Raw genomic sequence first — 25,868 nt, 5'->3', positions numbered from 1 at the left:
ATTTTTTTGTAAGGCTTATATTTAAACTGAAATCACCACAAAGAAAAAGCCTTATTGAATCGCTTCAATAAGGCTTCTTTTGGACGTGACAACCATCATAGTTTTTCAATCAGAATCCGATCAATCAACTTCATACCTGTCTGCTTTTCATGGTTTTTACGACGGATCTTAATTTGCTTATCTTCTGCTAAATCTTGCAATAACAGTTCAACAGCAAGCATCGCCTCCAAAGGTAGATCTGGTCCAATCCACTTCTGTTCGCCCGCATCCATCAATACAACTTCATCATGAATTTGATCGTACAAGCTCATATCATCACCTAAAATTTATGCAGCTACTTCAGCAGCAGCTTGCATATTATATATGCCATTCAAAATAAAAGACGCCCCTAAACTGGAGCGTCCTTCAAACAGTTAATTTTAAAAATTAAGCTGTCAATTCTTTTACCGCAGCAACAACTGCTTCAGTCGTAATACCGAAGTATTGGTATAAGTCTTTCGCAGGTGCAGATTCACCATAAGTCGTCATACCAATTACACGACCGTCTAAACCTACAAACTTCCACCAGTAGTCTACGTGCGCTGCTTCAACAGCAACACGCGCACGAATGCTTGATGGAAGAACCGCTTCACGGTACGCTGCATCTTGCTTCACAAATTCTTCAGCACACGGCATAGACACGACACGCACACCTTCAAGCTGCGCATAGGCTTCCATCGCCAATGAAACTTCAGAACCCGTGGCAATAATAATCGCTTTTAAATCGCCTTTTTCTTCAGCCAATACATAACCACCTTTCGCTACATTTGCAATTTGTGCATCTGTACGTGTTTGGAATGGTAGGTTTTGACGAGAGAAGATCAAGGCTGTTGGGCCTTCTGAGCGTACAAGTGCAGACTTCCAAGACACAGCGGCTTCAACCGTGTCACATGGACGCCAAGTATTTAAGTTTGGTGTACCACGTAAAGACGCAATTTGCTCTACAGGTTGGTGCGTTGGACCATCTTCACCCAAACCAATTGAGTCATGTGTATATACATGGATTACACGTTGTTTCATCAACGCAGACATACGTACTGCATTACGCGCATATTCCATAAACATAAGGAATGTTGCAACGTAAGGAATGAAACCACCGTGAAGCGCAACACCATTTGCAATGGCAGTCATACCAAACTCACGTACGCCATAGTGTACGTAGTTACCTGCTGGATTGTCCTGAACGCCTTGGCAACCTTTCCAAAGTGTTAAGTTAGAACCAGCCAAGTCCGCAGAACCGCCTAATAATTCAGGCAATAATGGACCGAAAGCTTGCAATGTGTTTTGGCTTGCTTTACGTGTAGCAATGGTTTCAGCTTTTGCATTAGTGTCAGCAATAAACGCATCTGCTTGAGCAAGGAATTCAGCTGGCAATTCACCTGAAAGGCGACGTTTTAATTCAGCTGCTTCAGTTGGATATTTTGCTGCATATTGAGCAAATAATTCATTCCAAACCGCTTCAGAAGCCGTCCCTTTTGCTTTTGCATCCCATGCTGCATAAACGTCAGCAGGAATTTCAAATGGACCTTCAGTCCAGCCCAATGCTTCACGTGTTAATGCGATTTCGTCATTACCTAACGGCGCACCGTGACAGTCTTCTTTACCTTGCTTGTTTGGTGAACCTAGACCAATAATCGTTTTACAGATGATGATCGTTGGTTTTTTCGTTTCAGCTTTTGCTTGCAAAGTTGCAGCACGTAATGCATCTGCATCATGACCATCAGCTTTAAGTACTTGCCAGCCATAAGCCAAGAAACGTTGCTCTGTATCGTCAGAGAACCAACCTTCTACTTCACCATCAATCGAAATACCGTTGTCGTCATAGTAAGCAATCAGTTTACCTAGACCTAAAGTACCTGCAAGTGAACATGCTTCGTGAGAAACACCTTCCATTAAACAGCCATCACCCAAGAAACAGTAAGTGAAATGGTCAACAACGCTCAACTCATCTTTGTTGAACTGCGCTGCTAAAGTTTTTTCAGCTAGAGCAAAACCAACTGCGTTTGCAATCCCCTGACCAAGCGGGCCAGTCGTAGTTTCAATACCTGGTGCATAACCTAATTCTGGGTGACCCGGCGTTTTAGAGTGCAGTTGACGGAATGCTTTTAAATCTTCAATTGATAAATCATAGCCCGTAAGGTGCAATAACGCATATTGCAGCATAGAGCCATGACCATTTGATAGTACAAAACGGTCACGGTTCGCCCATTGAGGGTTAGTCGGGTTATGGTTGAAAAACTCACGCCATACCACATCAGCGATATCAGCCATCCCCATTGGCGCACCTGGATGTCCAGAGTTTGCTTTTTGCACAGCATCCATTGCCAATACACGAATTGCGTTTGCAATACGACGTTCGTTAAGCGGGGTTGTCATAGGTCAGAGTCCAAACAAATGATTTAAAGAGTAAGATGAATAGAATTCAAAGATAGGTGTATTGTCTTAAAAAAAGAGGAATGGGTAAAGCCTAATGGACAATATTTCGCTATTTATTCATCATCAATGTCCAATAAATGCGGGCATTGCCTAAAATCACAACAATTTCACTCGGAAATGTCTCTCTAGCTTTTCTCTGGATCAAACTCCACACGATAGAATCGTCAACTTTTAAAATAGAACGGAACTCCCTTATTCAACAATCAAAACAAGTCGTTATCCTTTAGCATCTGATACTACGCAGGATACATTTGTATTTTTTACATACAATTAAACATTCATGGTGAATTTTATTCACTTTTTTAAATTATTCATGAATTAGTACAAATTGTTGATTATTTTCTAATGCTTATTTTGAGCATTTTTTATTTATCAACTTAACACCCAAGCCAAAAAAAACTCAAGCAAACTATTGTTTTCAAATTAGATATAATCAAAACACAAAACCTCATGATACGCACCCATAAACTTTGAATAAGAACCCGTTACTTTGTCATTTCGAACTAAAAATAAACGCTATATCAATTTTTTAGATGCTTATATCAGATAAAAAGTCGTTGAATTGAAATAAATTCAGTCATTTTGGTCGCGTAGAACTGGCTCAAACGGCTAAGTCGATGTACCATATTGCGTCTTTTAAATTAACTGTGATAGGACTTATGCGCGAGTACGCTGTATTTACCTCGGAATCTGTAAGCGAAGGCCATCCAGATAAAATGGCTGACCAAATCAGTGATGCTATCTTGGATGCGATCTTAAAAGAAGACCCATATGCGCGGGTTGCTTGTGAAACGCTTGTAAAAACGGGTGCGGTAGTACTTGCAGGTGAAATCACAACAACTGCAAATGTGGACTTCGAAGCGATTGTTCGTCAAACCGTAAATGGCATTGGTTACCACCATTCTGACCTTGGTTTTGATGGTTCAACGTGTGCTGTGATCAACATGATTGGTAAACAGTCACCAGAGATTGCTCAAGGTGTAGACCGTCAAAAGCCTGAAGATCAAGGCGCGGGTGACCAAGGTTTAATGTTTGGTTATGCAAGCCGTGAAACTGACGTGCTTATGCCTGCTCCAATTTCATATGCACATCGTTTAATGGAAAAGCAAGCTGAGCTACGTCGTAGTGGCGCTTTACCATGGTTACGCCCAGATGCAAAAAGCCAAGTGACTTTTGCTTATGAAAATGGCATGCCTGTTCGTTTAGACGCAGTCGTATTATCTACCCAGCACGATCCTGAAATTTCTCAAAGCAACTTAAAAGAAGCTGTGATTGAAGAAATCGTGAAAAAAGTGATCCCTGCTGAAATGTTCCATGCAGACACCAAATTCCACATCAACCCAACAGGAATGTTTGTGATTGGTGGTCCAGTGGGCGACTGTGGTTTAACAGGTCGTAAAATCATTGTAGACACCTACGGTGGTATGGCACGTCACGGTGGTGGTGCTTTCTCTGGTAAAGATCCATCTAAAGTTGACCGTTCTGCTGCTTACGCAGGTCGTTATGTTGCGAAAAACATCGTAGCGGCGGGTCTTGCAGACAAATGTGAAATTCAAGTGTCTTATGCCATTGGTGTGGCTGAGCCAACGTCTATTTCAATCAATACCTTCAATACAGCAAAAGTATCTGAAGAGCTGATCATTGCATTAGTCCGTGAACACTTCGACTTACGCCCATACGGTATCACTCGTATGCTTGACCTCATTCAACCGATGTATAAGCAAACTGCTGCTTATGGTCACTTCGGTCGTGAAGGTTCAGATACTGCATTTACTTGGGAAAAAACAGACAAAGTGGAAGTGCTTAAAGCTTCAGCTGGTCTATAAGTTTGATCCTAAAAGAAACCCGCTTAATGCGGGTTTTTTTATTTTCACTGATGGAAAATAGCCCATCAGTTCAGTCGTGAAGTCATTGAACCTCACTACTTAGGTTTGTTGTCATGATTGAGCACATCAAAGAGCGAAGTCACGGCAGCTGGTTCGCTGTTGCGGTCGGCCAAATAGACTTGTACAGATTTAACGATAATCGCTGCAGCAAGACATGCAACAATACAGAAAATCCAAAATCCAAAAGGACTTCGAATATTATGTGATCCACAGTTTGGACAGTCTTTATCTGTTGATGCGACAACTGTTTCACAACATGCGCAGTGGTATTGATAGAGCATGGCTTTACCCCCTTGTTTTTGTCCTTTCTTGTTTTTATTGTCCATCACCCTGCCTCACAGAATGTTAGATTCATTTATCTTATGTGAGTATTTGTTGAGACTCAAGCGTAATTCACCTGAAGTGATGTCAGCAACGGCTTACATTGAAAGATTAATCAATTGATTTAACGCATATTCCTCTTTATAACACCGAATCATGACAATTTCATTTTGTAACATAATAGTTTTTGACGTATTCCGTCATATTTGCTGAAAACCCTTTAGTTTTCTCGCGATTGTTTATTAAAATAAGATGCAAAGATGAGGAAGAAAGAATGGTTCAGTTGATTAAAAAAGGCGGTTTACGCGAACGTGCCAACCGCAGTCGGAGCTATAAGGGCTCAGAAAATACCGAAGCGACATTGCAGCCCAACCGCTATGCGCAAAGTAAAAAAGACGAAGTGTCTATCTTGGAACAGGCTCCATCATCTAAAGAGCTTAAAAATGACTTAGATGTAGATTGCGAGAGCATCGTACCAAAGCCATAAAGCAAAAATCAGAAACAACCCGCCAGAAAAAATGTCAATATAACTTCCTGAACGCTGATATGCCGCTTTAATTTTAGGTAATGATAAAAGCAGCATCAGCAGTGCAAAAGTCATAAAAGTTTGGATTGGAATAATGACCGCAAGTTGCATTTTTAAATAAGGACTTGCACTAGAACTTAAGGCTAGTGAAAACACACTACTGAAATAAATCAGCGTTTTCGGGTTAGACAAGTTCGTCAGTAAACCTGACATGAAATAATGGTTGGCCTTGGGTGTAGGCAGTTTTTGACCATCATCTAGCAAAGCTTCTTGCTGCATCGTGTTGAGGCCTGCTTTCAACATCAGCCAACCCATACGTGCAAGGAATACCCCACCAATCACCATCAATACCTGTTGAATCCACGGCATTTTATCGATGAGTACGGTAAAACCTAACAAGGTTAAAACCACCCAAACTACAATGCCAACGGAAATACCTAAGATAGTTTTTAAAGTATTTTTTTTTGTGGTCGAAGCTGAACTTTTGGCAATCAGCAAAACATCAGGACCGGGACTTAGCTGCGCAACAAAATGCAATGCGCAAATCGTGAAAAGCAATGACATAAAAAAGCGGCATAAATTTTAAAAAATAATTATATCGTTTGTTATATTTATTTTAAATCATAAGCATTTAAAACATTTTCATAAAGATAAAAAAAGCCGAGTTAGAACTCGGCTTTAAAATTAGGTATGAAATTATTTATTCACATCTTTCATTTCAATTTTTTTCGCATCTGGCGTGACTTCTCGTGCTTCGCCATCAATAATACTAGAGTCACGATAAGCTGAACCACCCTGCTGTTGCTGCATTTCTTGCATCTGACGCATGATATCTGCAAATGGGTTTTGACCTTGAGCACCACCGCCCATGCCATTCATATCCCCCATCATGCCACCCATCATTTTTTCCATCATCGCTTGCTGACGTTTCATCATCACGTTCATCAGCGCGCCCGTCATGGCTTTTTGTACTGCTGGAATAAGCAATAACACGGCAACCACATCTGTCACCAAGCCAGGAATCAATAAAAGAAAACCCGCAATGATTTTTGGCAGATTGTTTGTTAATGCAGGATCTGCACCCATCTGGCCCGCTTGCATTTGCTGCATTTGTGGCATTAAACCTGCTGAATACTTACGAATCAGGCTCATACCAATAAAGAAAGCGGCAATAAACCAGAAGAACACGTACCACATGCTACCAACGAGGTCGCCCACGCCGATCCATACGAAGACTTCGAGAATGACACCAGCTAATATAAAAAGAAATAATTTCATGAAAATTAATCTAATCTCAACAAAATGAATAAGGTGCAAGAATCAAGTGCTCAATCTACATCAAGCTTTTTTGATACGCTTATGTAACAATATGGGCATATTATTTTTTTTAAAGGGCAAGCATGTCATTAATTATTGGTATTGACCCCGGTTCTCGCCTCACAGGCTACGGTATTATTCAAAAAGAAGGTCAAAAACTAATTTTTGTCGATGCTGGCACCATTCGTACCGAAGCTGCTGATATGCCTGAACGGCTAAAACGTATTTTTGCAGGGATTGATCGTATTGTAAAATTTCATGGCCCAACCGAAGCCGCAGTTGAGCAAGTATTTATGGCACAAAACCCTGACTCCGCACTGAAGCTGGGGCAAGCACGCGGGGCTGCTATTGCTGCACTGGTCAACCTTGACCTACAAGTTGCAGAATACACCGCACGCCAGATTAAACAGTCGGTGGTCGGTTATGGCGCTGCGGACAAAGAACAAGTACAAATGATGGTGATGAGACTCCTAAACCTGAGCATCAAACCACAGCAAGATGCCGCCGATGCTCTCGCTGCTGCCATCTGTCATGCGCATGCTTCAGGCAGTATGACCAAACTTGCTGTACTCAATGCTTTAGGCGGTATGGCGCGCGGACGCAGCCGTAGTAGCTCTCGTCGACGCTAAGCATTAAGTGACATAGTTTTTAAAGTCTTTACGCATTTCACGTACCGATGGTGCTTTGGGATAAGTTGCTATCAGCATTTTTCCCGAAATGCGTAAATTTTTCTTTTGAGCAGGATCGATACGAATAAAGACCAATTCTTCTGGCTCATTGCGGTGATTGATCTCACAAATCATAATGGTATAGTTTTTTTCGATCACTTTATAACGACTAAATGCCTGCTGTACGATTTGCTTAAAATTTTTCTGTCCGCCTGCTGGTGCAAGTTGGGTATAAATCACCAACAGTATGCATGCACCAACCACCAAGGCCACCAGTAAGTATTTATCCATTATTCCTCCCCTCTTTTACCATTATTCGAAGTCTTTAAATTTTAGGCTTGATTGCGTTATATCGTGTTTTCTTACTACATAATAGTTCTTATGCTACTTCAATATTCTTACTTGGAAGCATTTACTTGATTTTCTTCTATCTGAAAAGAATTAAATAATTTTAAAGAATCACGCTGAATTTTTTCCCAATGTGGCAGAAGCTCCGCATGGAAATCTATATCTAAACTACTCGTGTTAAAGCCATAATTTGGTACATGACTATTTAATTCACACGCCGTAGCACCACTTGGATATGAAGCACACGCAATGACTACACTAATGCCTTTCCCATTTTCTTCTTTCCAGTAAATTTTTTTAGAAATATTATCTTGCTCTCCCAAATCTATTTCATAAAGTGACAAACTTGAATTAAATTTCTTCTCTGAATTAATCTCACTTATGCTCATATCTTTTCGAGCACCCATTCGTTTACTCAAATAAAATTTCAATGAAGGCGTATAATCAAAAAACGTTTTGTCGTCTCCCCACTCATCCTTCCAAATACTACGTTGTGTTAAAGTGAAAGCGATGTCACTGTGTTGATTTGAGGAAAGCCTAAAACCTTCTGAAGGATGCATTTCTGGCCATTTCACAAGAAATGTGGCGTTACCGATTTGATCATTACAATCTTTGGTATTATGCAGCTCTCTATAGCCTTTCTCCCAGTAACTGACATCTTGATATTCAACTCTTGCAAAAAATAAATATCGTCGATCTATACGCATTTTCTGATCGCCAAAACTTCCGCACTCATAAGGTTTTTCTTTTAAGCTCGGTATATCACTTGGTTCTAACACGCTAACAATAACGCTCAAAATGACGATAATGATTGGTGACAATAGTATAAAGATCAAAAAATGTTTTAGCTGAATGGGCTTTCTAAGAAAATCTAAAATCATAAGTCATCTTATTTAATTATTAATTTTTTCATGTACTCCTAAAATTAACATAAAGTATTTGAGATATAGTATTTTTTATTCAAAATACCCATCATATAAAATACCCATCAAATGAGATGGGCTTTTTAGCAAGGACAAATACTTACTTCATGCTTGCAAAAACTTCTTTCGCTGCTTGCAGGGTAAATTCAATATCTTCATCAGAATGAGCAGCTGAAATAAAGCCAGCCTCAAATGCAGATGGTGCAAGGTTCACACCACGGTCTAACATACCATGAAAGAACTTACGGAATGCATCGATATCACACTTCAGCATCGAGTCGAAGCTGGTAATGTCTTCTTGATCGGTAAAGTACAAACCAAACATACCGCCTACTTGTTGTGTTTTAAAAGCAATACCCGCTTCATCAGCTGCGGCTTGTAAACCCACAAGCAGTTTTTCTAGCTGCGCTGTCAATTTTTCATAAAAACCATCTTGGCGCAGGTGTTTAAACATCTCAATCCCTGCACGCATTGCAAGTGGATTCCCCGACAGTGTTCCAGCTTGGTAAACTTTACCCAGTGGAGCAATACACTCCATCACTTCTCGTTTCCCACCAAAAGCACCAACGGGTAAGCCTGCACCAATAATTTTACCCAAGGTGGTTAAATCAGGAGTCACACCATAGTGAGCTTGTGCACCCCCCAATCCAACACGGAAACCAGTCATCACTTCATCAATGATAAAAACAGAACCATGTTCATCACATACATCACGAATCGTTTGTAAGAAGCCTTCGATTGGTTTCACAAGGTTCATGTTCCCTGCCACAGGCTCCACAATCACCCCTGCAATCTCTGAACCAAACTTCGCAAAGCACTCTTTTAAAGTGGCTATATCGTTATATGGAAGAGTCAGTGTGTGTTTGGCAAAGTCGGCAGGAACACCGGCTGAAGTCGCTTCGCCTTCACCGCTGGTTAACAAACCTGAGCCTGCTTTGACCAACAGTGAATCTGAGTGACCGTGGTAACAGCCTTCAAATTTTACAATCTTGTCACGACCTGTATAACCACGTGCAAGACGAATGGCGGTCATGGTTGCTTCAGTACCTGAGTTGGTCATACGAACCAGCTCAATTGACGGCATAATTTCGCAAATAATGTCGGCTAAAGTCGTTTCATGCACGGTAGGCGCACCGAAACTTAATCCATCCACAGCAGCATTTTGAACTGCTTTAATAATTTCAGGATGAGCATGACCTAAAATCATTGGTCCCCATGAGCCCACATAGTCTACATAGCGCTTACCATCCACATCGTACAAGTACGCACCTTGCGCCTTTTCAATAAAGACAGGCGTTCCGCCTACGCTATTAAATGCACGTACAGGTGAGTTCACACCACCCGGAATATGTTTGCTTGCTTGTTTAAACAATTGTTCTTGCTTTGGAGATAAGCTCATGAAGTTACTCAACTCAAAAAATAAAAAAAACATCTAAAAACGCTTAAGCTTTAGATGCAAATAAATCAGCCCACTGTTCTATACGATCAGGAATCGCAGACATTGATAGCCCTAATATATCACTAATCACTGCGCAAAGGTCGGCACCAGCATCGATCACTTCACTTGAATTTTCAACTGTTAAGCCACCAATAGCACAAATCGGCACAATCAATTTGGCTTTGGCTTCTTTTAAAGTCTCTAAGCCAATATTGCCAGCTTCTGGCTTGGTCTCAGTTGCGTAAATTGCACCAAAAGCGACATAAGTTGCACCTTCAGCAATCGCCTTTTCAGCCAGCTCAATCGAGTTCAAACACGTACGACCAATCACCGCATCTTTTGGCAGACGTGCGACAGCTTCGGCAACTTCGCCATCACCTTGCCCTAAATGCACACCAACGCCGTATTTGACTGCCATTTCTAAGTCATCGTTGATCACAAAAGGAACACGATACTCAGCGCACATCGCTTTCATATACTCGACTTCGTAAGCCTGTTCTTCTTTGGGTACTTTTTTACGGCGATACTGCAAAATGGCAACCTCACGTGTTGCCATTGCACCTTCCAACTTAGCCAAAAGTAGCTCTAAAGGATCATCATTTGTAATTAAATATAAACCGCGCATTTAACTCTACCTTTGGGTTATGTCATTCTATTATAAAGCTAAAGGTGACTGATGCTTTAATGAATTGGAGCTGAAAATGCGTTGCTTTGCACAAAAATCCCGCGACCAAGCCCAAGCTATATAAAAATACCTATTTTCAGTGATAGTCGCCCCACCGCTTTCGCAGTTTAATGGATACAGAAAGCAACAAGAATAAAATAAAAATAACAACTTTATAACAAGAATAAGAGACACGCAGCGATCTGATACGGCTTTTTAGCTTTTTAAACCAGTGGTGTTTGAACAACATCATAAAAGCTAAAAAGCCGCATATTTTATTTAAAATCCACATAAAAAAAGCCTAGAGAAGGTCGCTCTAGGCTTGGAAAACTAAAAGCACTTTAAAGTTCAAAGCACTTATATATTATTTGATGAAAATATAAACAACGACATCATTATTAGAACATTAATTCAGACTTTGCAACTGTTAATTTCAAGCTTTTAATAAAACTTTCATAATGAAATCACAAAGTGCTTCACTAACTTGGAATTTTATCCAAAGCACGATCTTGTAAGCTTAAATTTCCACGTAAAACATCGGAAAACATGCGCCAGTCAGAAATAAAACTATACAAAGGTTGTTTAAAACTAGCTGGCTTATTTTTTTCAAAAACAAAATGACCTACCCACGCACAGGCATAGCCAGAGACTAAGCCGTATATAAAATAACGCGGCTTGCGTTTAAGTATGGCTTTAGAGAAAAAGTACAGTCCAATTGAACTGCCCGCGACGTGTAGCCGACGACTCATGATGTTGCGGTGCTCTGTTAGATAAAAACGATAAAACTGGTGATAGTCCTTAATCGGCAATTGAAAATTTGGTTCAGCATCGTGTTCCTGTTTCGGTTCAACCTGAGTATTCATATGTCATCATCCTGATGGTTTTTTATCAACATAGCTGAAAATATGCAGTCAGGAAAGTACAATCGCCTCTGGCAGCATTTCCACTAAAAGCAGAATTGTTTTTTGATCAATCTCACACTGCAACTTTGTTTTATTGTGTCGTCAAGTCTTACATACTGTCTCTTTTTCGCTACAATCCAGTGGTCCATTGGTGTGCCTTTAGTGCACATAAAAACAAACTACAGATCATGCATCTAAATACATAAAGGCTTGGCACTGACCTAGCCCCTCAAATTAGGAATTTTTCATGGTTGAAATTGAATTAAAATTTCAGATTAGCGAAACACGACGTACCGCCCTTCTTAAAGCTTTAGATCCTAAAAAATCTGAAACGATTCAACTTCAAGCCAAGTATTTTGACACGCCTGATCGCCTCTTGGCCCAACACGGCGCTGCTTTGCGTCAGCGTCTTGAGGGTACTAGCTGGATTCAAACACTCAAAGCCGCAGGTAAAAGTCATTTACACCGTTTTGAACATAATCATAATTTGGGTGAGTTAGAGTCATCTCCTGAACTGGACTTAAGCATTTATCAAGCTATTCCAGAGGCTCAGCAAATTTTAAACCAAGCTTTAGGAGTGGACGCAGCTGCGTTAAAGCTAACCTTTGAAACGGACATCCAACGTACCTATCGCGTCATTGAGTTTGAAGATGCTGAAATTGAAGTCTGTTTGGATGTTGGTGTGGTTCGTGCATCTGGTCGAGAACAGACCATCCATGAGGTAGAGTTTGAACTCAAATCAGGCTCTGTTCAGTCGCTTTTGGCTTTTAGTTTTGAATGGGTGAAGAAGTATCAACTGTGGTTAGATGTCCGCAGCAAAGCCGAAATGGGTAATCTACTGGCACTTGAGCAAACTGTAAGTCCAGCACGTTTTGAAAAAGAGTTTGTCTTATCGAAAAAAGAAAGTGCGGCACATAACCTGAGTTTGTTGATTGGTCAGCAAATGCAGCATTTACTGCCGAATATTGCTGCAATTTCAGCAGGTGTTGCTGAGCAAAGCCATATTGATCAGGCACAAACCTCTTTAGAGCACTTACAACTAACCTTAGCTTTGTTTAAGGACTGGAATAGCAATATTTCTGATAAATGGGCGATGCAACTTGCCGCATTTAAGCATCAGTTTGATCATTTACAACATTTGCAGCATATGCAAAGCACCCTAGGCGCTTTTCTTCAGAATCCAACCACTACAGAAAATCTTGCCAAAGACATTTTATATGCTCAAGAAAAGCTTGGAAATTTAGTTAAATCGACCCAAAACGTCCATCATTATCTTGAGTTATTAACCTTTAGTTTAAGCTCACATGATCATGTGCAGAAGCAGGATTTAAAAACCTATGCGCACAATACCCTGCAAAACCAATATCGACAGCTACAGGAAAGCTTAAATGCTGCGGATATTAGTCACTTTGAAAGCTTAGATGTATTGGCGCAGAAAATTAAGGAATTGAAGTTTAGCTTTCCTATTTTAACGTCAATTTATGATGTGAAAAATTTGCAGAAATACAGTAAAGCGTTGAATGATGCCCAACAAGCTGCACATGAATATCAAATCTTGGCGACTTCAGCTGCATACATTCAACAGACCGAACTTGAAGCCAGTGATTGGTTTGTTTTGGGTTGGCTCACAGCAAAGCTTGAAGTTTATGCCGATAAACTTTTAGAAGCGACAGAACAGTTCTTAGTTAGCCGTAAATTCTTAAAATAACGCTCTGTATACCAAAGCAGTCATGTTAAATACATGACTGCTATCGTCCCCCACAAAGCCTGATAAGACCTAAAACCATGATAGAAAATCATGGTTGGTCGCTTCAAACCACTAATTTATCTATGACAAAACGGCCTATTATCAAAACAATACAGGCTTTATATTCATTTTATTCTTAAAAAGTAAGCCTATACATTCCTACTCAATGTAAATTTATTATCACTTCGAAGTAACCATCTGTACTTATTAACTCTGGATATTTCTAACCACCATCTCATTTTAAAAGTGACATCTAGCCCACTATTTCTGCTCTTTTAGCTTATACCTATTCAAATCTGGCCTTTTTTTACTCAATTTAGCATATAGTAAAACGTAGGTTGTCATGAGTCAGGGCTATGCAAGAGATTGAGTTTAAGTTTCAAGTTCCAGTTAAGAAGCGTAATGCATTGCAAAAAGCGTTTACACTGCTCAAGGCTGAGCCGATTCATTTAGCAGCCCAATACTTTGATACAGCGGATCAAACACTTGCTAAGCATTGCATCGCGATTCGACGTCGGCAGGAAAATGATGAATGGAAACAAACTTTCAAAGCAGTGGATACCGCAAAAGTATTGAGTCGCTTGGAACTTGAATTTGATATAGCGCCACCTGAAACGACTAGACTCGACTTAGATAACTATAAAGATTATTCCGCTGTCTACAAAAAATTAAAACGCGCTTTGGGGCTTCCACTTCCAACCCTTGAATTGCTCTTTGAAACCAACATCCAACGTTTACGCGTTTTGCAGGATGTTGGAAGCAGTACAGTTGAAATTGCTCTCGATATTGGCAAAATTTTTAAAGAACAAAACAGTGTTGATATTTTCGAGATCGAATTTGAATTAAAACAAGGATCAACAGAGGATTTGATCGCATTTATACGACCTTGGGTTCAAAAATACCAACTAAGTCTCGACACCCATAGCAAGTCAGACTATGGCCTTCAGGCCGTTCGTCAGCAAAGTTCCTTTTCTGCGCAGTATCAAATACCTCTTGTACTGAACAGAAGTTCAAGCGAAGTTGAGGCTCTACAAAGCATACTGGCCAATTGCCTACAGCACTTACTTCCCAATGCCAGTTCAATTGCTCGACAGCAGTACTCCAGTGAGCATATACACCAAGCCCGCGTGGCAATCCGCCGTTTACGTACCGCACTGAAAAGTTTTGCTGCATGGTCGGAGGACATTCAACCACACTGGAACACGGAACTCACCACTATTTTTCAAGCCTTAGGTGGAACCCGCGACATCGATGCGCTGAACGAAGATTTACTCCCCCAACTGATTGAGGCAGGTTATCTATTAGACCATCTTGCACCAAGTACAGAAGCAATCTCTGATGTCTGCGCCCTGTTCCAACGACCAGAAACGACGCAACTTTGGCTTGAATTAATTTTATTTACAGAGCAAGAACTAGATTCGCCTTCAAAAAGCAAACTAAAAAAACATGCACTCAAAGTGATACAGGCTTTACACCATAAAATACGCGCACATGCCGAGCACTTTAGCCAGCTTGAAGATGAGGAAAAACACCGCATTCGTAAACAAGTCAAACAACTGCGTTATAGCGTTGAGTTTGTGGCGTCTTTACTCGATGCAAAAGCTTTAAGAACCTATTTGAAAAAACTCAAAGCAGTTCAAGAAAGCTTAGGGCACTATAATGATTTAGTCGTTGCAGACGCCTTATTTCAACAAGCCCCTGAACCAGAAGCCGCTTATAGTTTTGCCACAGGATGGATCGCCGCGGAAAAAAATAGAATGCTGAAATTGGTTGAACAACAACTGATACAGTTTAGTCAAACCAAACCGTTGAAATAGTCTTTTAAATCAAAATATCCATCAGCAGCGAAAAATTTCTTCTATAGGTTAATTCCCTGTCTACACCTAAGTTAACGATACTTTCCATACACTTTCCACGTATTGTTATCTGCTAAGGGATCGTTATAACTATCACTGCGCTGCTTACGTGGTTTGTCTCGTGCATCAACCAGTTCAAAGTGTGCTTCGGTACTTAACACGATACCATTTACATAAAATCGGGTACGGGTGTATTCACTCTGTCCATGTTGAAAGACATAGGTTCTGAGATCGATAAACTCACGATGTGCAACCAAGGCTGCGTTATCGTCGCTGTCTAACCAAGCGCGCATAGCTTGGATTTGCTCTGGTTCAAACTGCCCACATTTTTCGATTAGACTTGCAATACCGCGAAAACTTTTAGACTCTTTGGCGCGGGTTTTATTGATCCGAATACGATCGACGTGAAAATAAAACAGCGGTAAGTTCAAATGACTGGGTAAATGAATTGCATCCAACACTTCATCTTCCATAAAAGGTTGGAACAAGTCTTGTGCACGCTCAATCAAACCCGTCCACTGACGGTAGTAGTCCTCAACTTCCGCTTTCGTTCCATAGTAGATCGGTAAGCCTTCGACATTGGCTAGATTTTGTGGCGGCCAAATGTTTTGACGCAATAAGGCAATATCACTTTTTAAACTTTGTACCGCAATCGCGTCTTGCATGGATATTCTCTATTTTATTGCTTAGGCTATTTTTAGATTAAGGCAAAGGTTTAGTTTCTGCAAGGCTTTGCCTATAATGCAGTCTGAGTTATTTATGTATTTTAGGACAAGTTCATGGTTCAGAAGATTGAAGCAACAGATGTAACCGAAGAAGAAGCGTTGAATGCTGCTTTTTTTGAACGTGCAGATGAATTTATTAAGCAAGCAAACGATTTTTGTCGCACTGAAAAAGGTTCACAAGTGAAACCTGCTGAAATACGTGGCCAAGTGAGTGCTGCGATGTTGTTTGGTACAGCCCGTTTTAACACATGGGTGGCAGCCAACAATTTTAAAGATGGCGATGAAATGCGTGATGCCAAAGAGCAAGTGATGTCTTATATTTTGCAACAGTTCCAAATGATGCTTGAAGACAACTATGATGAATATTGTGAACAGTTTGAGAACTACCTTCGTTTCCGTCATAACGAAGAATTTCATGCCAACAAGCATGACCACAAACACGATCACTGATCAATCCAAGCCTGCCTCGTGCAGGCTTTTTTCATTTCGTCATATTTGAAACGAAATACAATGTTGCAACACCTCAATTTACAGTAAGGTAATCGCTAAGGAATATGACTTAGGGAAGAACATGCAGCATTTGGACTTTGCACTCATCGATCCACACATCCACCAGTGGGATCCCTATAACACGCCACATGCAGCGGCTTTGGCAGTCAAATTATTGGGCAAGCATCCTAAGCTTTTGGACAAAATGGTTCGTTTGGTGAAACCTAAAGATCTGATTGAAACCATCGGTCTAACCCGTCATATCACACGTCCTTATTTGCCCCAAGACTATAAACGCGATACTGGCCCATACTCAATAGAACAAGTGGTACATGTTGAAGCCAGTTGGCATCACAGCAAAGGCAAAGGTGTGGTTGAGGAAACTCAGTTTATCGAGTCTTTAGCTTTTGGGGTAGATACGGTCAAATTGGGTGGCATTGTCGCAACAGCTGACCCACGTGATCGTAACTTTAAAAAGATCCTAAAATTACACCATAAAGCTTCACCACACTTTCGTGGTATTCGTAAAATGGCGTCTTTTCATGAAGACAAAGAAATCCATGCGTGGACAGATGAGCCACACTTATATCGCAATAAAAAATTTCTCAAAGGCTTCGAAGTACTGTCCCAATACAACTTGAGTTTTGATGCTTGGGTTTATTCGACACAGCTTGAAGATGTGATTTATCTGGCCAAGCAGTTCCCAGAAACTTCCATTGTGCTGGATCATTTGGGTACACCCGCAGGTTTATTTGGCCCAATTGGTGCAAATACAGGGATGACACAAACGGCGCGGGAAAATATTTTCTTCCGTTGGAAAGACGACTTAGCTGAACTTGCAAGCTATCCGAATGTCTATACCAAAATGTCAGGGCTTTTCATGCCTGTATTAGGACATCGTTTTCATAAAGAAGGCCGACTGGCTTCCAAACAAGAAGTCTTTGACTTTGCACATCCCATGATTACACATGCCCTCGCCTGTTTTGGCACCTATCGGGTGATGTTTGCCTCTAACTTTCCGATGGATTCGGTCAGTACATCGTTGGTGAATATTATCGATGCCTTTAGCGATGTCGTCGCAGCCTATGACCCTGATGCTTTAAAACGCGTATTCCATCACAATGCCAAACAGTTTTATCGGCTTTAATTGAAAAAATAAGAAAACTAATTTCTAAAAGCTATAACAAAAAGAACCCCTCAATTTTGAGGGGTTCTTTTTAAATGAAAACTGAAATCTTTACTTTTTCAGCGCTGGTTGCGCTTTGCCATATTGGTCAGCCATCACTTCAACCAACTGATCCAGCTTAATATACTTCTGAATCACCGCATCAACATCGGCTTTACTAATTTTTGCCAATGCTAAATCACGTTGTTCACGATCCAGTAAAGTACGATTACGCTTCATTTGAGGAATCAACATGCGATGGATATTGCGACTATCTTCAAGTGCAGTCACACGCTTTTTCAAAATATCAGCCTTGGCAGCTTCCACTTCCTGTTCAGTAACGCCTTTTGCCAGTAACTCATTCAACACTTTATAGACCGCCTGAGACACTTGAGCCGATTTGCCTGCGCTATAGTTTGCATCAATCGTTAGCGCTCCTGACTCCGTCCAGTCATCCAGCGAAATACTACTGCCAAAACCATAGACCAAGGCATTCTTTTCACGTAGCTCTTGCGCCAAACGAGAAGACAACTGCGACTCACCTAAGATGTGCTCGAGTACCTGTAAAGCAGGTGCATCTGGGTGGTATGTGCCCACAGGGAACGTCATAATGCTCTGATAGCTACCAAACTCACGCTGCTCTGACAGTGCATGTACACGCTGTGCTTTATATGCAGTAAAGTCAGAAGTAATCCGCTGATAAGGCGCTGCCGAGTTCCAGTTTGCAAAAGCCTGATTTAAAGTCTTTTTCATCTTTTTCGTATCAATCACACCCGTCACCGAAATTTGTGCATGATTCATCGCGAAAAACTGCTGATACAGCTGTTTAACCTGAGCTTGTGTTGCGGCCTGATACTGCTTCTTGACATATTCAGGCTCGAAGTGATGTCGAATATCCCCAATTGGATAAGTTTCAAGTAAACGAGCAATGGTTAAAGCCGCTACAGTTTCAGGTTCTGTATACGGTCGATCCAGACTTGCTAAGCTTTGTGACTTAATCAAATCAAACTGGCTTTGTTCAAAGGTTGGATTTTTAAGTACATCGATCACGAAGTTAAAAAATTCATCAAACTTTTCTTTCTTCGCCACGATTGAAATATTAATCCCATTGCCATTACTTGCTGCACTTGCACCACCACCCGCATCTATAGAATGATCGGCAATATCTTGCAAGCTATATTGAGTTGACGCTCTGAGCAGTAAATAAGAAGTTAGGTCTAATAACTCTGCTTTATTAAACAAACTTTCTGCAGTACCAAAATCAATCGAAATGGTGGCATAAGTCTTATCATCACGCGTAGTACTTGGGTACAGCGCATATTGCATGCCATTTTTTAACTTGCCACGCTGAATTTGTTTTTCAGCACTTTCTAGATATTGCTTTGAGCTTTTTACATATCCAGCCACTTCTGCCTTATACGCACTGACATCTTTCAATGGTTCTTCAGCCACGGCTTGTTGGTCTAAAGTTTTTGCTGGGGTCGCTGCTGCCGCTTGTTCAAGTGCCTTTTTCTGATCTTCTGGGGTCGGTAAAATAGTGCCTGAAATACGATGCTCAGGTACTAAAAAGTCATCTAAGCGTTGATTGACTTGTGTAACGCTGAGCTGTTGTAACTGTTGCTGATCTTTAAAGTATTGTGTCCAATCACCATTGGCAGAAACCACGTAGTCACTGAGCATGCCACCGACTGCCGTTGCGCTGCTGAACATGCTTTCTTGGGCATTTTTAATCATGCTCTTCACGCGGTTGAGCTCAACCTCGTTGAAGCTTGGTGTTTTTTCTACCCCAGTAACCAAAGCTGACTCGACTTTCTTTACATCATGGTTAGGTGCATAAACTGCGCCCATAAACACCATATTGAAATCTTGGTCTAACCATGTGGTTGACTGAACTGCTGTCGCCGTTCCCGTTTCTACAATGCTTTGGTACAAATGCCCACTGGGTTGCATGGTATATAAATACGGTGACACCGCCAACGCGGTCTTAATGTTCTCGTTTTTACCATTCAGGTAAATATTATATTTGGCTAAGTTACTGCCTTTTTTCACCACAAACTGGCGATCTTGAATCTTGCTGGCATCTAAGACAGGTACTTTAACTTTCGCAGGCACAGCACGCGCTTTAATCGCACTAAACTTTTCATCAATCTGCTTCAGTACAGCAGCTTGGTCAAACTTACCCGAAATGACAAACACCGCATTATTCGGTGCATACCAGTCACGATAAAACTTATTTAGTTCAGCCATTTTGATTGACTGTAACTCGTTTAAATCACCAATCGGTAAACGCCCTAAATATTGATTGCCATAAGCGGACTTCCACATCTGATCCATGAGCACTGAAAAAGGCTGATCCATACGGACTTCACGTTCACGTTTCACAATCGCGATCTCAGACGGTACATATTTTTCTTGGAGCACCAAGCCATCCATACGCTCGGCTTCAAGATGAATCAGCTCATTAATCGCATTTTGTTCAGGACGAACCACATTAATATATTTGGTTGAATAATAGTCCGTGCTGGCATTATTCATTAAACCGTATTGATCTAAACGGCGCTGAAACTCGTCCCCTGGAACATTTTGAGTTCCCTTGAACGCTAAATGTTCCAGTAGGTGCGCTAAACCGCCTTTACCTTTGGGATCGTTCAATGAACCGGTCAAATAGACCATATTCATATACACTTTATTTTCTTTATCGTTTGGCGCAAGAATAATACGTAAACCGTTATCTAATTTATATTCTTCAATTTTCTGTTCCGATTTTACCAATACGGGTTGTGCCCATACTGTGCCCCCAAAGCCAAGTAGCAATACCGACAAACTCAATGTTTTAAAACGCATTAACATTATTTTTCCAAATAATTCGACAAAATATGAATGATTCTCAACATCATAGAGGAAAGTGAAATTATTTTTATAGTAATTTGGTGAAAAATAGCATTTTAATCAATACTTATTTTTCACCAGTAGTTTTAATTTAAGAGAATTGCAACTTAATCTAAGTAAAGTTCAGCCGTCATATATAACTTGGCATAGCCAGAAATTTGGATCCGCGTTTCAGACTGAATATCACAGTACAGTAATCCACCACGACTTGATGCCTGATAGGCAATCAATGAGGTTTTACCCAACTTCTCCGCCCACAGTGGTGCAAGACCTGTATGCATGGAGCCTGTCACAGGGTCTTCATTGATACCTTTATGCGGTGCGAAATAACGCGCGATATAATCATAGTCTTGAGACGTTGAAGTCAGGGTAACATCCAAGTTTTCGGCAGTAATAGCAGTACTGACTTTGTGCTTTTCTGCCATTTGACGAATTTTATCTAAGTTCGGTTTGGCATCCTTAACCGCCTGCTCAGACTCACACACTAAAATATAAGCCTGTGGGTTTAAATAGACTTCTTTAATTTCACAATCGACCAATTCATGAATTTCCGCAGGATAGTCTTCTAACTTTTGCGGTGCACGAATTGGAAAATTCATATGAATCTTGCCGTCAACATCTTGATCAATGATAAAAATACCCAAGTCTTTTACATGAAACTGGATACGTTTAGCATCGGTATAATCCCGAAACAGGACGAAACTACTGGCTAAAGTCGCGTGCCCACAAAAGTCCACTTCAACCTGAGGGGTAAACCAACGAATTTCATAGTTTTCAGCATCAATGACTTTCACAAAAGCCGTTTCTGCCAAATTATTTTCCAAGGCAATATTCTGCATCAAATCTACTGCTAACCATTCATCACGTACAATCACAGCGGCAGGATTACCTTTGAATAATTCAGTTGTAAAGGCATCGACTTGATACATTTTCATCGTTTTTCTCCTAAATTGAAGCTTTATTTTGCAAAAAACTGCGCAAAAAAGTAGATACAGTTTTTCGTCATTTATGGATACACGCCCAATAAAAAGAAGCCTAATCATGAAGATAGGCTTCTTTTCAGTTCATAAGCTATATATTTCTCAGCTTAGACTTCTTTTAAGTCCACATTGTCTTGCTCAAAAATACGCTTATCCGTTTGACCTAAGACTTGGCTGGTCACGACACCTGCGGTCATAGAACCATTCACATTCAAAGCTGTACGCCCCATATCAATTAAAGGCTCAATTGAAATAAGTAGTGCAACCAAAGTCACAGGCAAGCCCAACATCGGCAGGACAATCAGTGCTGCAAATGTTGCTCCACCACCTACACCTGCCACCCCAATCGAGCTCAAGGTCACGACACAAACCAAAGTCAAAATCCAAAGCGGATCGAGCGGATTAATACCCACTGTCGGTGCAACCATAACGGCCAGCATCGCAGGATACAGCCCCGCACAGCCATTTTGCCCAATGGTCGTACCAAATGATGCTGAAAAGCTGGCAATCGACTCAGGCACGCCCAGACGTCGTGTTTGCGCTTCAATATTTAAAGGAATACTCGCAGCACTTGAACGGCTGGTAAATGCAAAGGTCAGCACAGGCCAAACCTTTTTAAAGAACTGAATTGGGTTCATACCTGTGAGCGCCAAAATCACGGCGTGCACGATAAACATAATCGCCAAACCGATATAAGACGCAACCAAGAAGCCACCTAAGTTTAAGATGTCCGCCATTTTAGAATTGGCCACAATATTAGTCATGAGTGCGAACACACCGTAAGGCGTGAGCATCATAATTAGACGCACCAACTTCATGACCCACGCTTGCAAGATATCAATTGCAGACAACAGTTTTTGTCCTTTATCAGCATCCGCTTTCATGAGGTTCAAACCTGCAATGCCTAAAAACACTGCAAAAATGACTACACTGATAATTGAGGTTGGATGTGCCCCTGTCAGCTCAGCAAAAGGATTGCTCGGAATAAATGACAGAAATAAATCAGGCACTTGCAAGTCAGCGACTTGCCCGACATAGTCAGTTTGAATCGTATTTAAACGTTCAGTTTCTTGTGTCCCTTGTACCAAACCTGCCGCGGTTAAGCCGAACAGATTGGTCACTACCACACCGACAAATGCAGCAATCGCTGTGGTAAATAACAAAGTTCCAATACTGATAAAACTAATTTTACCCAATGAACCTGCATCGTGTAGCTTAATCACAGCGCCTAAAATGGAAACAAATACCAAAGGCATCACCACCATTTGTAGTAGTTTGACATAGCCTTTACCGACCAAATTAAACCACTGTACCGACTCTTGTAGTACAGGCGAATTCGTACCATAAAACCCATGTAAAGCGAGACCAAAAACAATACCAAGACAGAGACCTGCCAGTACTTTCTTCGCTAAACTCCAATCGGTTTTACGGGTTCGGCCCAGTAAAAAAAGCAATGCAATAAAAATGATGACATTGACGATTAAGGGGATATTCATATTGTTTCCCTAAATAATGCTGTCATAATTATAAATCAAAATTTAAACGGGCTTACTGTTTTGAGCCATATTCCACGCTGAATGTACAAATTTAGACTGAATTGGCATTTTTAGAATGTGGTATAAAGCATTTAAACGGCTGTTAAAGTGTTCTTTTACATGAATCAATCTCTGCTTAATCCCCACATTCTGCCCGTCCCTTTAGAAAAAGCATATCGGCTACTCAACCACGGCCCAACCGTGCTGGTTTCCAGTCAAGATGATGAAAGCACCGATGTCATGGCCGCGGCTTGGGCATGCGCCCTAGAGTTTAGCCCAGCCAAAGTGACGGTTGTACTGGATAAATCGACAAAAACCCGCAGTATTATTGAAAAATCGGGTTTGTTTGCGCTGCAAGTCCCTACACTTAAACAGCTGAAAATGGTCTACGCACTGGGCATGATCAGTCAATATGATGCTCCTGAAAAGTTACGTCAGTGTGGAGTCGAACTTTTTCAGTTTGGTCACAGCCCAATTCCAGTGGTTGAAGGCTGTAGTGCATGGATTCTGTGTGAACTTATTCCTGAACCACATAATCAACAGCAACATGACTTGTTTATTGGCAAAGTCATTGCCGCTTATGCAGATGATCGGGTTTTTAGAGATGGCCATTGGTACTACCATGAAGCCGCAGATGAATGGAAAAGCATCCACCATGTTGCAGGCGGACATTTTTATACCATTGGTAATGCGGTGGATATCAATACACTTAAAGACACAGAGTAAATTGACTTCACCTTTACTCCGCTCGACTAAAGGCGAACATCACTCGATTGTTTTATTGTAAATTTCATCTTATAGTTCAAGTGTATTTTTTAAACAAATAGTCAAATTATGATGAACAGGACGTTCTCAAGCACCGTACAACTGAGTCTCTTTCTCTGCCTGAGTATGTGCTTGGGAATTGGCATCTTACGTTTTTCTTATACCGCGCTACTGCCGTCCACACGCGAAGCCTATGAATGGTCACACAATTTCGCCAGCCTACTCGGTAGCGCCAATCTGCTGGGTTATCTGATCGGAGCATTTTGGGCGATGAAGTTGCCACAGAATGCAAAAATGCCGATCTATATCATTTTTGCTGCGCTCTTTGGTTCAATCAGCCTGTTTGCCTGTGCATTTGCGCATTTTAACGAAGTTTGGTATTTGGTGTGGCGCATCATTTCAGGTATCGGCGGTGGTTTGCTGATGATTCTATCGCCCAGTATTGTGGCGCAGTGCAGTGAGTTACAGCACCGTTTTAAAATTAATCTCATTGGATTTAGCGGAATAGGAATTGGTGTATTGGCAGCCACGCTGTTTATGCCGTATTTAGACCGTATTGCAATCAGTAGTGCATGGTTCATTCTCTGTGGCTTTGCATTTGTCATTACATGGTTATTATGGATACTTGTTCACCCTTTCCAAAAGCAACTGCACAGTATCCCTACAAGCCAGCCCCAGACTTATACAGTGAATAAAATTTACTATAGCTTACTCATTGTTTATGCCTGCAGCGCCTTTGCGTATATTCCCCATTCTTTGTTTTGGATTGATTATTTAAGCCATGTGTTAACGCTAAATTTATATTGGATCAATTTTAACTGGATTTTATATGGCTTAGGCAGCGCTTTGGGTGCAGCGACAGCTTATGCTTTAGCGCGTAAATTTGGCAACTTTCTGGCTTTAAAGATTTTATACAGTGTCTATATTGCGGCAGTTTTTATTGCGGTTCTGAGTTTTTCGCCTGTATTTACGCTCATGTCCTCATTTCTCACAGGCCTACTGAACCCTGCGGTGGTCTTTCTCACCTCCTACACTATCTTACAACTCTACGGCTTGGCCTATAAAAAGTTGTGGAGTATGGCAACACTCAGCTTTGCAACGGTCCAGCTGGTCGGTGGTTTAAGTTTTAGTACCTTGCAGCATTTGGGTTGGTCATATCACTTTCAGTTTATGCTTGCTGCGGGAGTACTCGGTTTAGGAACACTGCAACTATTTTATTTTACTCGTAGGACATCCACCTCCAATCCAACAACTAAAAAAGAGCCCTTTTAAGCTTTCACATAAAAGGAAATCGAAAAAGAGTTGTAACTTACGTTAGTAGGTTACGTTATAGAGAGTCGTCCTTGTTAAATACCTGTGGTATTTTTAACTTATCTCTAAATACTACAAATGAACAATGTAAGAATAAGAAAAGAACCCAGTTGTGTACCTTCTATGACCAATACAATGAACGCATTCAAACTTTTACAGCTGTAAATCAAAGCTCGGTTATTTCAATGCATTTAAAGTTAAATATGGATAAGGATTCACAGCTCCTTTCCCAGTCATATAAATTCCATAGTGCAAATGTGGTGGTGTATTCTTGGCATTGCCCGTGTTCCCGACATAGCCCAAGACCTCTCCCACTTCAACCCAATCACCCGCTTGAATATCAGGCGCATAAGCATCTAAATGTGCATAGTAGTGACGGCTTAAGTTTGGTCCCATTACCCATACTACTTGTCCACCTAGACTATTGAGGCCGACATCCAAGACAATGCCTGATGTAGCACTTAAGACAGGTGTACCACGTTTAGCGAAGATATCAATACCTTGATGTTTTCGTCCCTGACCACGTGCTGCTCCCCAAGTATCTTGTATCTGCTTATGGCTTACACCTTGTACAGGCACATTTAAATTCTTTGCTAAAGGCGTATTATATAACTGCCAATATAAATATGGATAACTCAAACCTGCTGCTTCACCCGAAGCGGGTGGCTGACATCCACTCATCAGCAGACTTATACTTAAAATAGCTCCAATCAGAACTAAACGAGGCATGATTCAACTACTCAGCTAATTTTTAGATATTAAAATAAGATAAAGTTACCTTTTCATACTAAATGCCTCATATATTGAAAGATATCTTATATATGTAACGGCAAAGCCCTCATATAAAATGAGGGCTTTGCTTCGAATAAACCACGTAAAACTACTTACGCTTCTTCAGTTTTTTCTCTAAGGCTTTCAGCTTAGACTGATGCTTAGAG

The 25,868-nt window shown here is 40.9% G+C and carries 24 protein-coding genes; 9 read left to right on the top strand and 15 right to left on the bottom strand.

Going from position 1 to position 25,868, the window contains the following annotated elements:
* Positions 1-95: 95 nt before the first annotated feature.
* Entirely contained in the window at positions 96-311 is a 216-nt protein-coding gene (locus GVX98_RS05255) for a hypothetical protein (RefSeq protein ID WP_159127449.1), read from the bottom strand.
* 115 nt (positions 312-426) lie between these two features.
* The gene (tkt, locus tag GVX98_RS05250) at positions 427-2,415 is read right to left on the bottom strand and encodes a transketolase (RefSeq protein ID WP_159127448.1); all 1,989 of its coding nucleotides are present in this window, start codon (positions 2,413-2,415) and stop codon (positions 427-429) included.
* A gap of 719 nt (positions 2,416-3,134) precedes the next feature.
* On the opposite strand from tkt, the gene metK reads away from it, so the two are divergent.
* Positions 3,135-4,301, top strand: a complete 1,167-nt coding sequence (gene metK / locus GVX98_RS05245) for a methionine adenosyltransferase (RefSeq protein ID WP_159127447.1) — start codon at positions 3,135-3,137, stop codon at positions 4,299-4,301.
* Between the two features lie 95 nt (positions 4,302-4,396).
* Here the strand turns inward: metK and GVX98_RS05240 are convergent, their stop codons facing one another.
* Complete coding sequence (locus GVX98_RS05240) at positions 4,397-4,642, bottom strand: hypothetical protein (protein WP_005401120.1); 246 nt, start codon at positions 4,640-4,642, stop codon at positions 4,397-4,399.
* 314 nt (positions 4,643-4,956) lie between these two features.
* Between GVX98_RS05240 and GVX98_RS05235 the strand changes: the two genes are divergently transcribed.
* Positions 4,957-5,169 carry a hypothetical protein gene (locus GVX98_RS05235; RefSeq protein ID WP_004984928.1) on the top strand — a complete coding sequence of 71 codons (213 nt, stop codon included), beginning with the start codon at positions 4,957-4,959 and terminating at the stop codon, positions 5,167-5,169.
* On the opposite strand, the gene GVX98_RS05230 is transcribed toward GVX98_RS05235, so the two are convergent.
* Both GVX98_RS05230 and GVX98_RS05225 read right to left on the bottom strand, forming a co-directional pair.
* Positions 5,131-5,772, bottom strand: coding sequence for a LysE family transporter (locus GVX98_RS05230; RefSeq protein WP_159127446.1), 642 nt, complete (start codon positions 5,770-5,772; stop codon positions 5,131-5,133). The two genes, GVX98_RS05235 and GVX98_RS05230, sit on opposite strands and share 39 nt — an antisense overlap.
* Positions 5,773-5,904: 132 nt before the next feature.
* A complete protein-coding gene (locus GVX98_RS05225) occupies positions 5,905-6,486 on the bottom strand; it encodes an FxsA family protein (RefSeq protein WP_035327338.1) in 582 nt (193 codons plus the stop codon).
* A gap of 122 nt (positions 6,487-6,608) precedes the next feature.
* On the opposite strand from GVX98_RS05225, the gene ruvC reads away from it, so the two are divergent.
* Positions 6,609-7,154 (top strand): crossover junction endodeoxyribonuclease RuvC, encoded by a 546-nt coding sequence (ruvC, locus tag GVX98_RS05220; RefSeq protein WP_004984936.1) that lies wholly within the window; start codon positions 6,609-6,611, stop codon positions 7,152-7,154.
* Between the two features lie 3 nt (positions 7,155-7,157).
* On the opposite strand, the gene GVX98_RS05215 is transcribed toward ruvC, so the two are convergent.
* From GVX98_RS05215 to GVX98_RS05195, 5 genes are all read right to left on the bottom strand, one after another.
* The gene (locus tag GVX98_RS05215) at positions 7,158-7,484 is read right to left on the bottom strand and encodes a hypothetical protein (protein ID WP_159127445.1); all 327 of its coding nucleotides are present in this window, start codon (positions 7,482-7,484) and stop codon (positions 7,158-7,160) included.
* 107 nt (positions 7,485-7,591) lie between these two features.
* Positions 7,592-8,422, bottom strand: coding sequence for a hypothetical protein (locus tag GVX98_RS05210; protein ID WP_159127444.1), 831 nt, complete (start codon positions 8,420-8,422; stop codon positions 7,592-7,594).
* 142 nt (positions 8,423-8,564) lie between these two features.
* Positions 8,565-9,863, bottom strand: coding sequence for a glutamate-1-semialdehyde 2,1-aminomutase (gene hemL / locus GVX98_RS05205; RefSeq protein ID WP_159127443.1), 1,299 nt, complete (start codon positions 9,861-9,863; stop codon positions 8,565-8,567).
* Between the two features lie 43 nt (positions 9,864-9,906).
* Positions 9,907-10,527, bottom strand: coding sequence for a thiamine phosphate synthase (thiE, locus tag GVX98_RS05200; protein WP_159127442.1), 621 nt, complete (start codon positions 10,525-10,527; stop codon positions 9,907-9,909).
* Positions 10,528-11,045: 518 nt separating this feature from the next.
* Positions 11,046-11,429, bottom strand: coding sequence for a DUF962 domain-containing protein (locus tag GVX98_RS05195; RefSeq protein WP_159127441.1), 384 nt, complete (start codon positions 11,427-11,429; stop codon positions 11,046-11,048).
* Between the two features lie 286 nt (positions 11,430-11,715).
* Here GVX98_RS05195 and GVX98_RS05190 point away from each other — a divergent pair, with 286 nt between their 5' ends.
* Positions 11,716-13,176, top strand: a complete 1,461-nt coding sequence (locus tag GVX98_RS05190) for a CYTH domain-containing protein (protein ID WP_159127440.1) — start codon at positions 11,716-11,718, stop codon at positions 13,174-13,176.
* 395 nt (positions 13,177-13,571) lie between these two features.
* The gene (locus GVX98_RS05185; protein ID WP_159127439.1) at positions 13,572-15,032 is read left to right on the top strand and encodes a CHAD domain-containing protein; all 1,461 of its coding nucleotides are present in this window, start codon (positions 13,572-13,574) and stop codon (positions 15,030-15,032) included.
* Between the two features lie 71 nt (positions 15,033-15,103).
* Here GVX98_RS05185 and GVX98_RS05180 read toward each other — a convergent pair whose 3' ends face one another.
* Positions 15,104-15,736 (bottom strand): hypothetical protein, encoded by a 633-nt coding sequence (locus GVX98_RS05180; RefSeq protein ID WP_159127438.1) that lies wholly within the window; start codon positions 15,734-15,736, stop codon positions 15,104-15,106.
* A gap of 114 nt (positions 15,737-15,850) precedes the next feature.
* Between GVX98_RS05180 and GVX98_RS05175 the strand changes: the two genes are divergently transcribed.
* Both GVX98_RS05175 and GVX98_RS05170 read left to right on the top strand, forming a co-directional pair.
* Positions 15,851-16,246, top strand: a complete 396-nt coding sequence (locus GVX98_RS05175) for a DUF3144 domain-containing protein (protein ID WP_004696747.1) — start codon at positions 15,851-15,853, stop codon at positions 16,244-16,246.
* Positions 16,247-16,367: 121 nt separating this feature from the next.
* Positions 16,368-17,432 carry an amidohydrolase gene (locus GVX98_RS05170; protein ID WP_159127437.1) on the top strand — a complete coding sequence of 355 codons (1,065 nt, stop codon included), beginning with the start codon at positions 16,368-16,370 and terminating at the stop codon, positions 17,430-17,432.
* A gap of 90 nt (positions 17,433-17,522) precedes the next feature.
* On the opposite strand, the gene GVX98_RS05165 is transcribed toward GVX98_RS05170, so the two are convergent.
* From GVX98_RS05165 to GVX98_RS05155, 3 genes are all read right to left on the bottom strand, one after another.
* Complete coding sequence (locus tag GVX98_RS05165) at positions 17,523-20,300, bottom strand: pitrilysin family protein (protein ID WP_159127436.1); 2,778 nt, start codon at positions 20,298-20,300, stop codon at positions 17,523-17,525.
* Between the two features lie 146 nt (positions 20,301-20,446).
* A complete protein-coding gene (locus tag GVX98_RS05160) occupies positions 20,447-21,274 on the bottom strand; it encodes a PhzF family phenazine biosynthesis protein (RefSeq protein WP_159127435.1) in 828 nt (275 codons plus the stop codon).
* Positions 21,275-21,426: 152 nt separating this feature from the next.
* A complete protein-coding gene (locus tag GVX98_RS05155) occupies positions 21,427-22,815 on the bottom strand; it encodes an L-cystine transporter (protein ID WP_159127434.1) in 1,389 nt (462 codons plus the stop codon).
* Positions 22,816-22,974: 159 nt separating this feature from the next.
* Between GVX98_RS05155 and GVX98_RS05150 the strand changes: the two genes are divergently transcribed.
* Both GVX98_RS05150 and GVX98_RS05145 read left to right on the top strand, forming a co-directional pair.
* Positions 22,975-23,580, top strand: coding sequence for a flavin reductase family protein (locus GVX98_RS05150; RefSeq protein WP_159127433.1), 606 nt, complete (start codon positions 22,975-22,977; stop codon positions 23,578-23,580).
* Between the two features lie 108 nt (positions 23,581-23,688).
* Positions 23,689-24,891: a YbfB/YjiJ family MFS transporter gene (locus GVX98_RS05145; RefSeq protein ID WP_159127432.1), complete on the top strand. Its 1,203-nt coding sequence runs from the start codon at positions 23,689-23,691 to the stop codon at positions 24,889-24,891.
* A gap of 216 nt (positions 24,892-25,107) precedes the next feature.
* On the opposite strand, the gene GVX98_RS05140 is transcribed toward GVX98_RS05145, so the two are convergent.
* Positions 25,108-25,659, bottom strand: coding sequence for a M23 family metallopeptidase (locus GVX98_RS05140; RefSeq protein ID WP_159127431.1), 552 nt, complete (start codon positions 25,657-25,659; stop codon positions 25,108-25,110).
* Between the last annotated feature and the right edge of the window lie 209 nt (positions 25,660-25,868).

This window comes from Acinetobacter sp. 8I-beige, from assembly GCF_902505955.1.
Classification (GTDB): Bacteria; Pseudomonadota; Gammaproteobacteria; order Pseudomonadales; family Moraxellaceae; genus Acinetobacter; species Acinetobacter johnsonii.
Note: the sequence above shows the minus strand (reverse complement) of the source record. Positions and strands in the feature narration are given on the sequence as shown.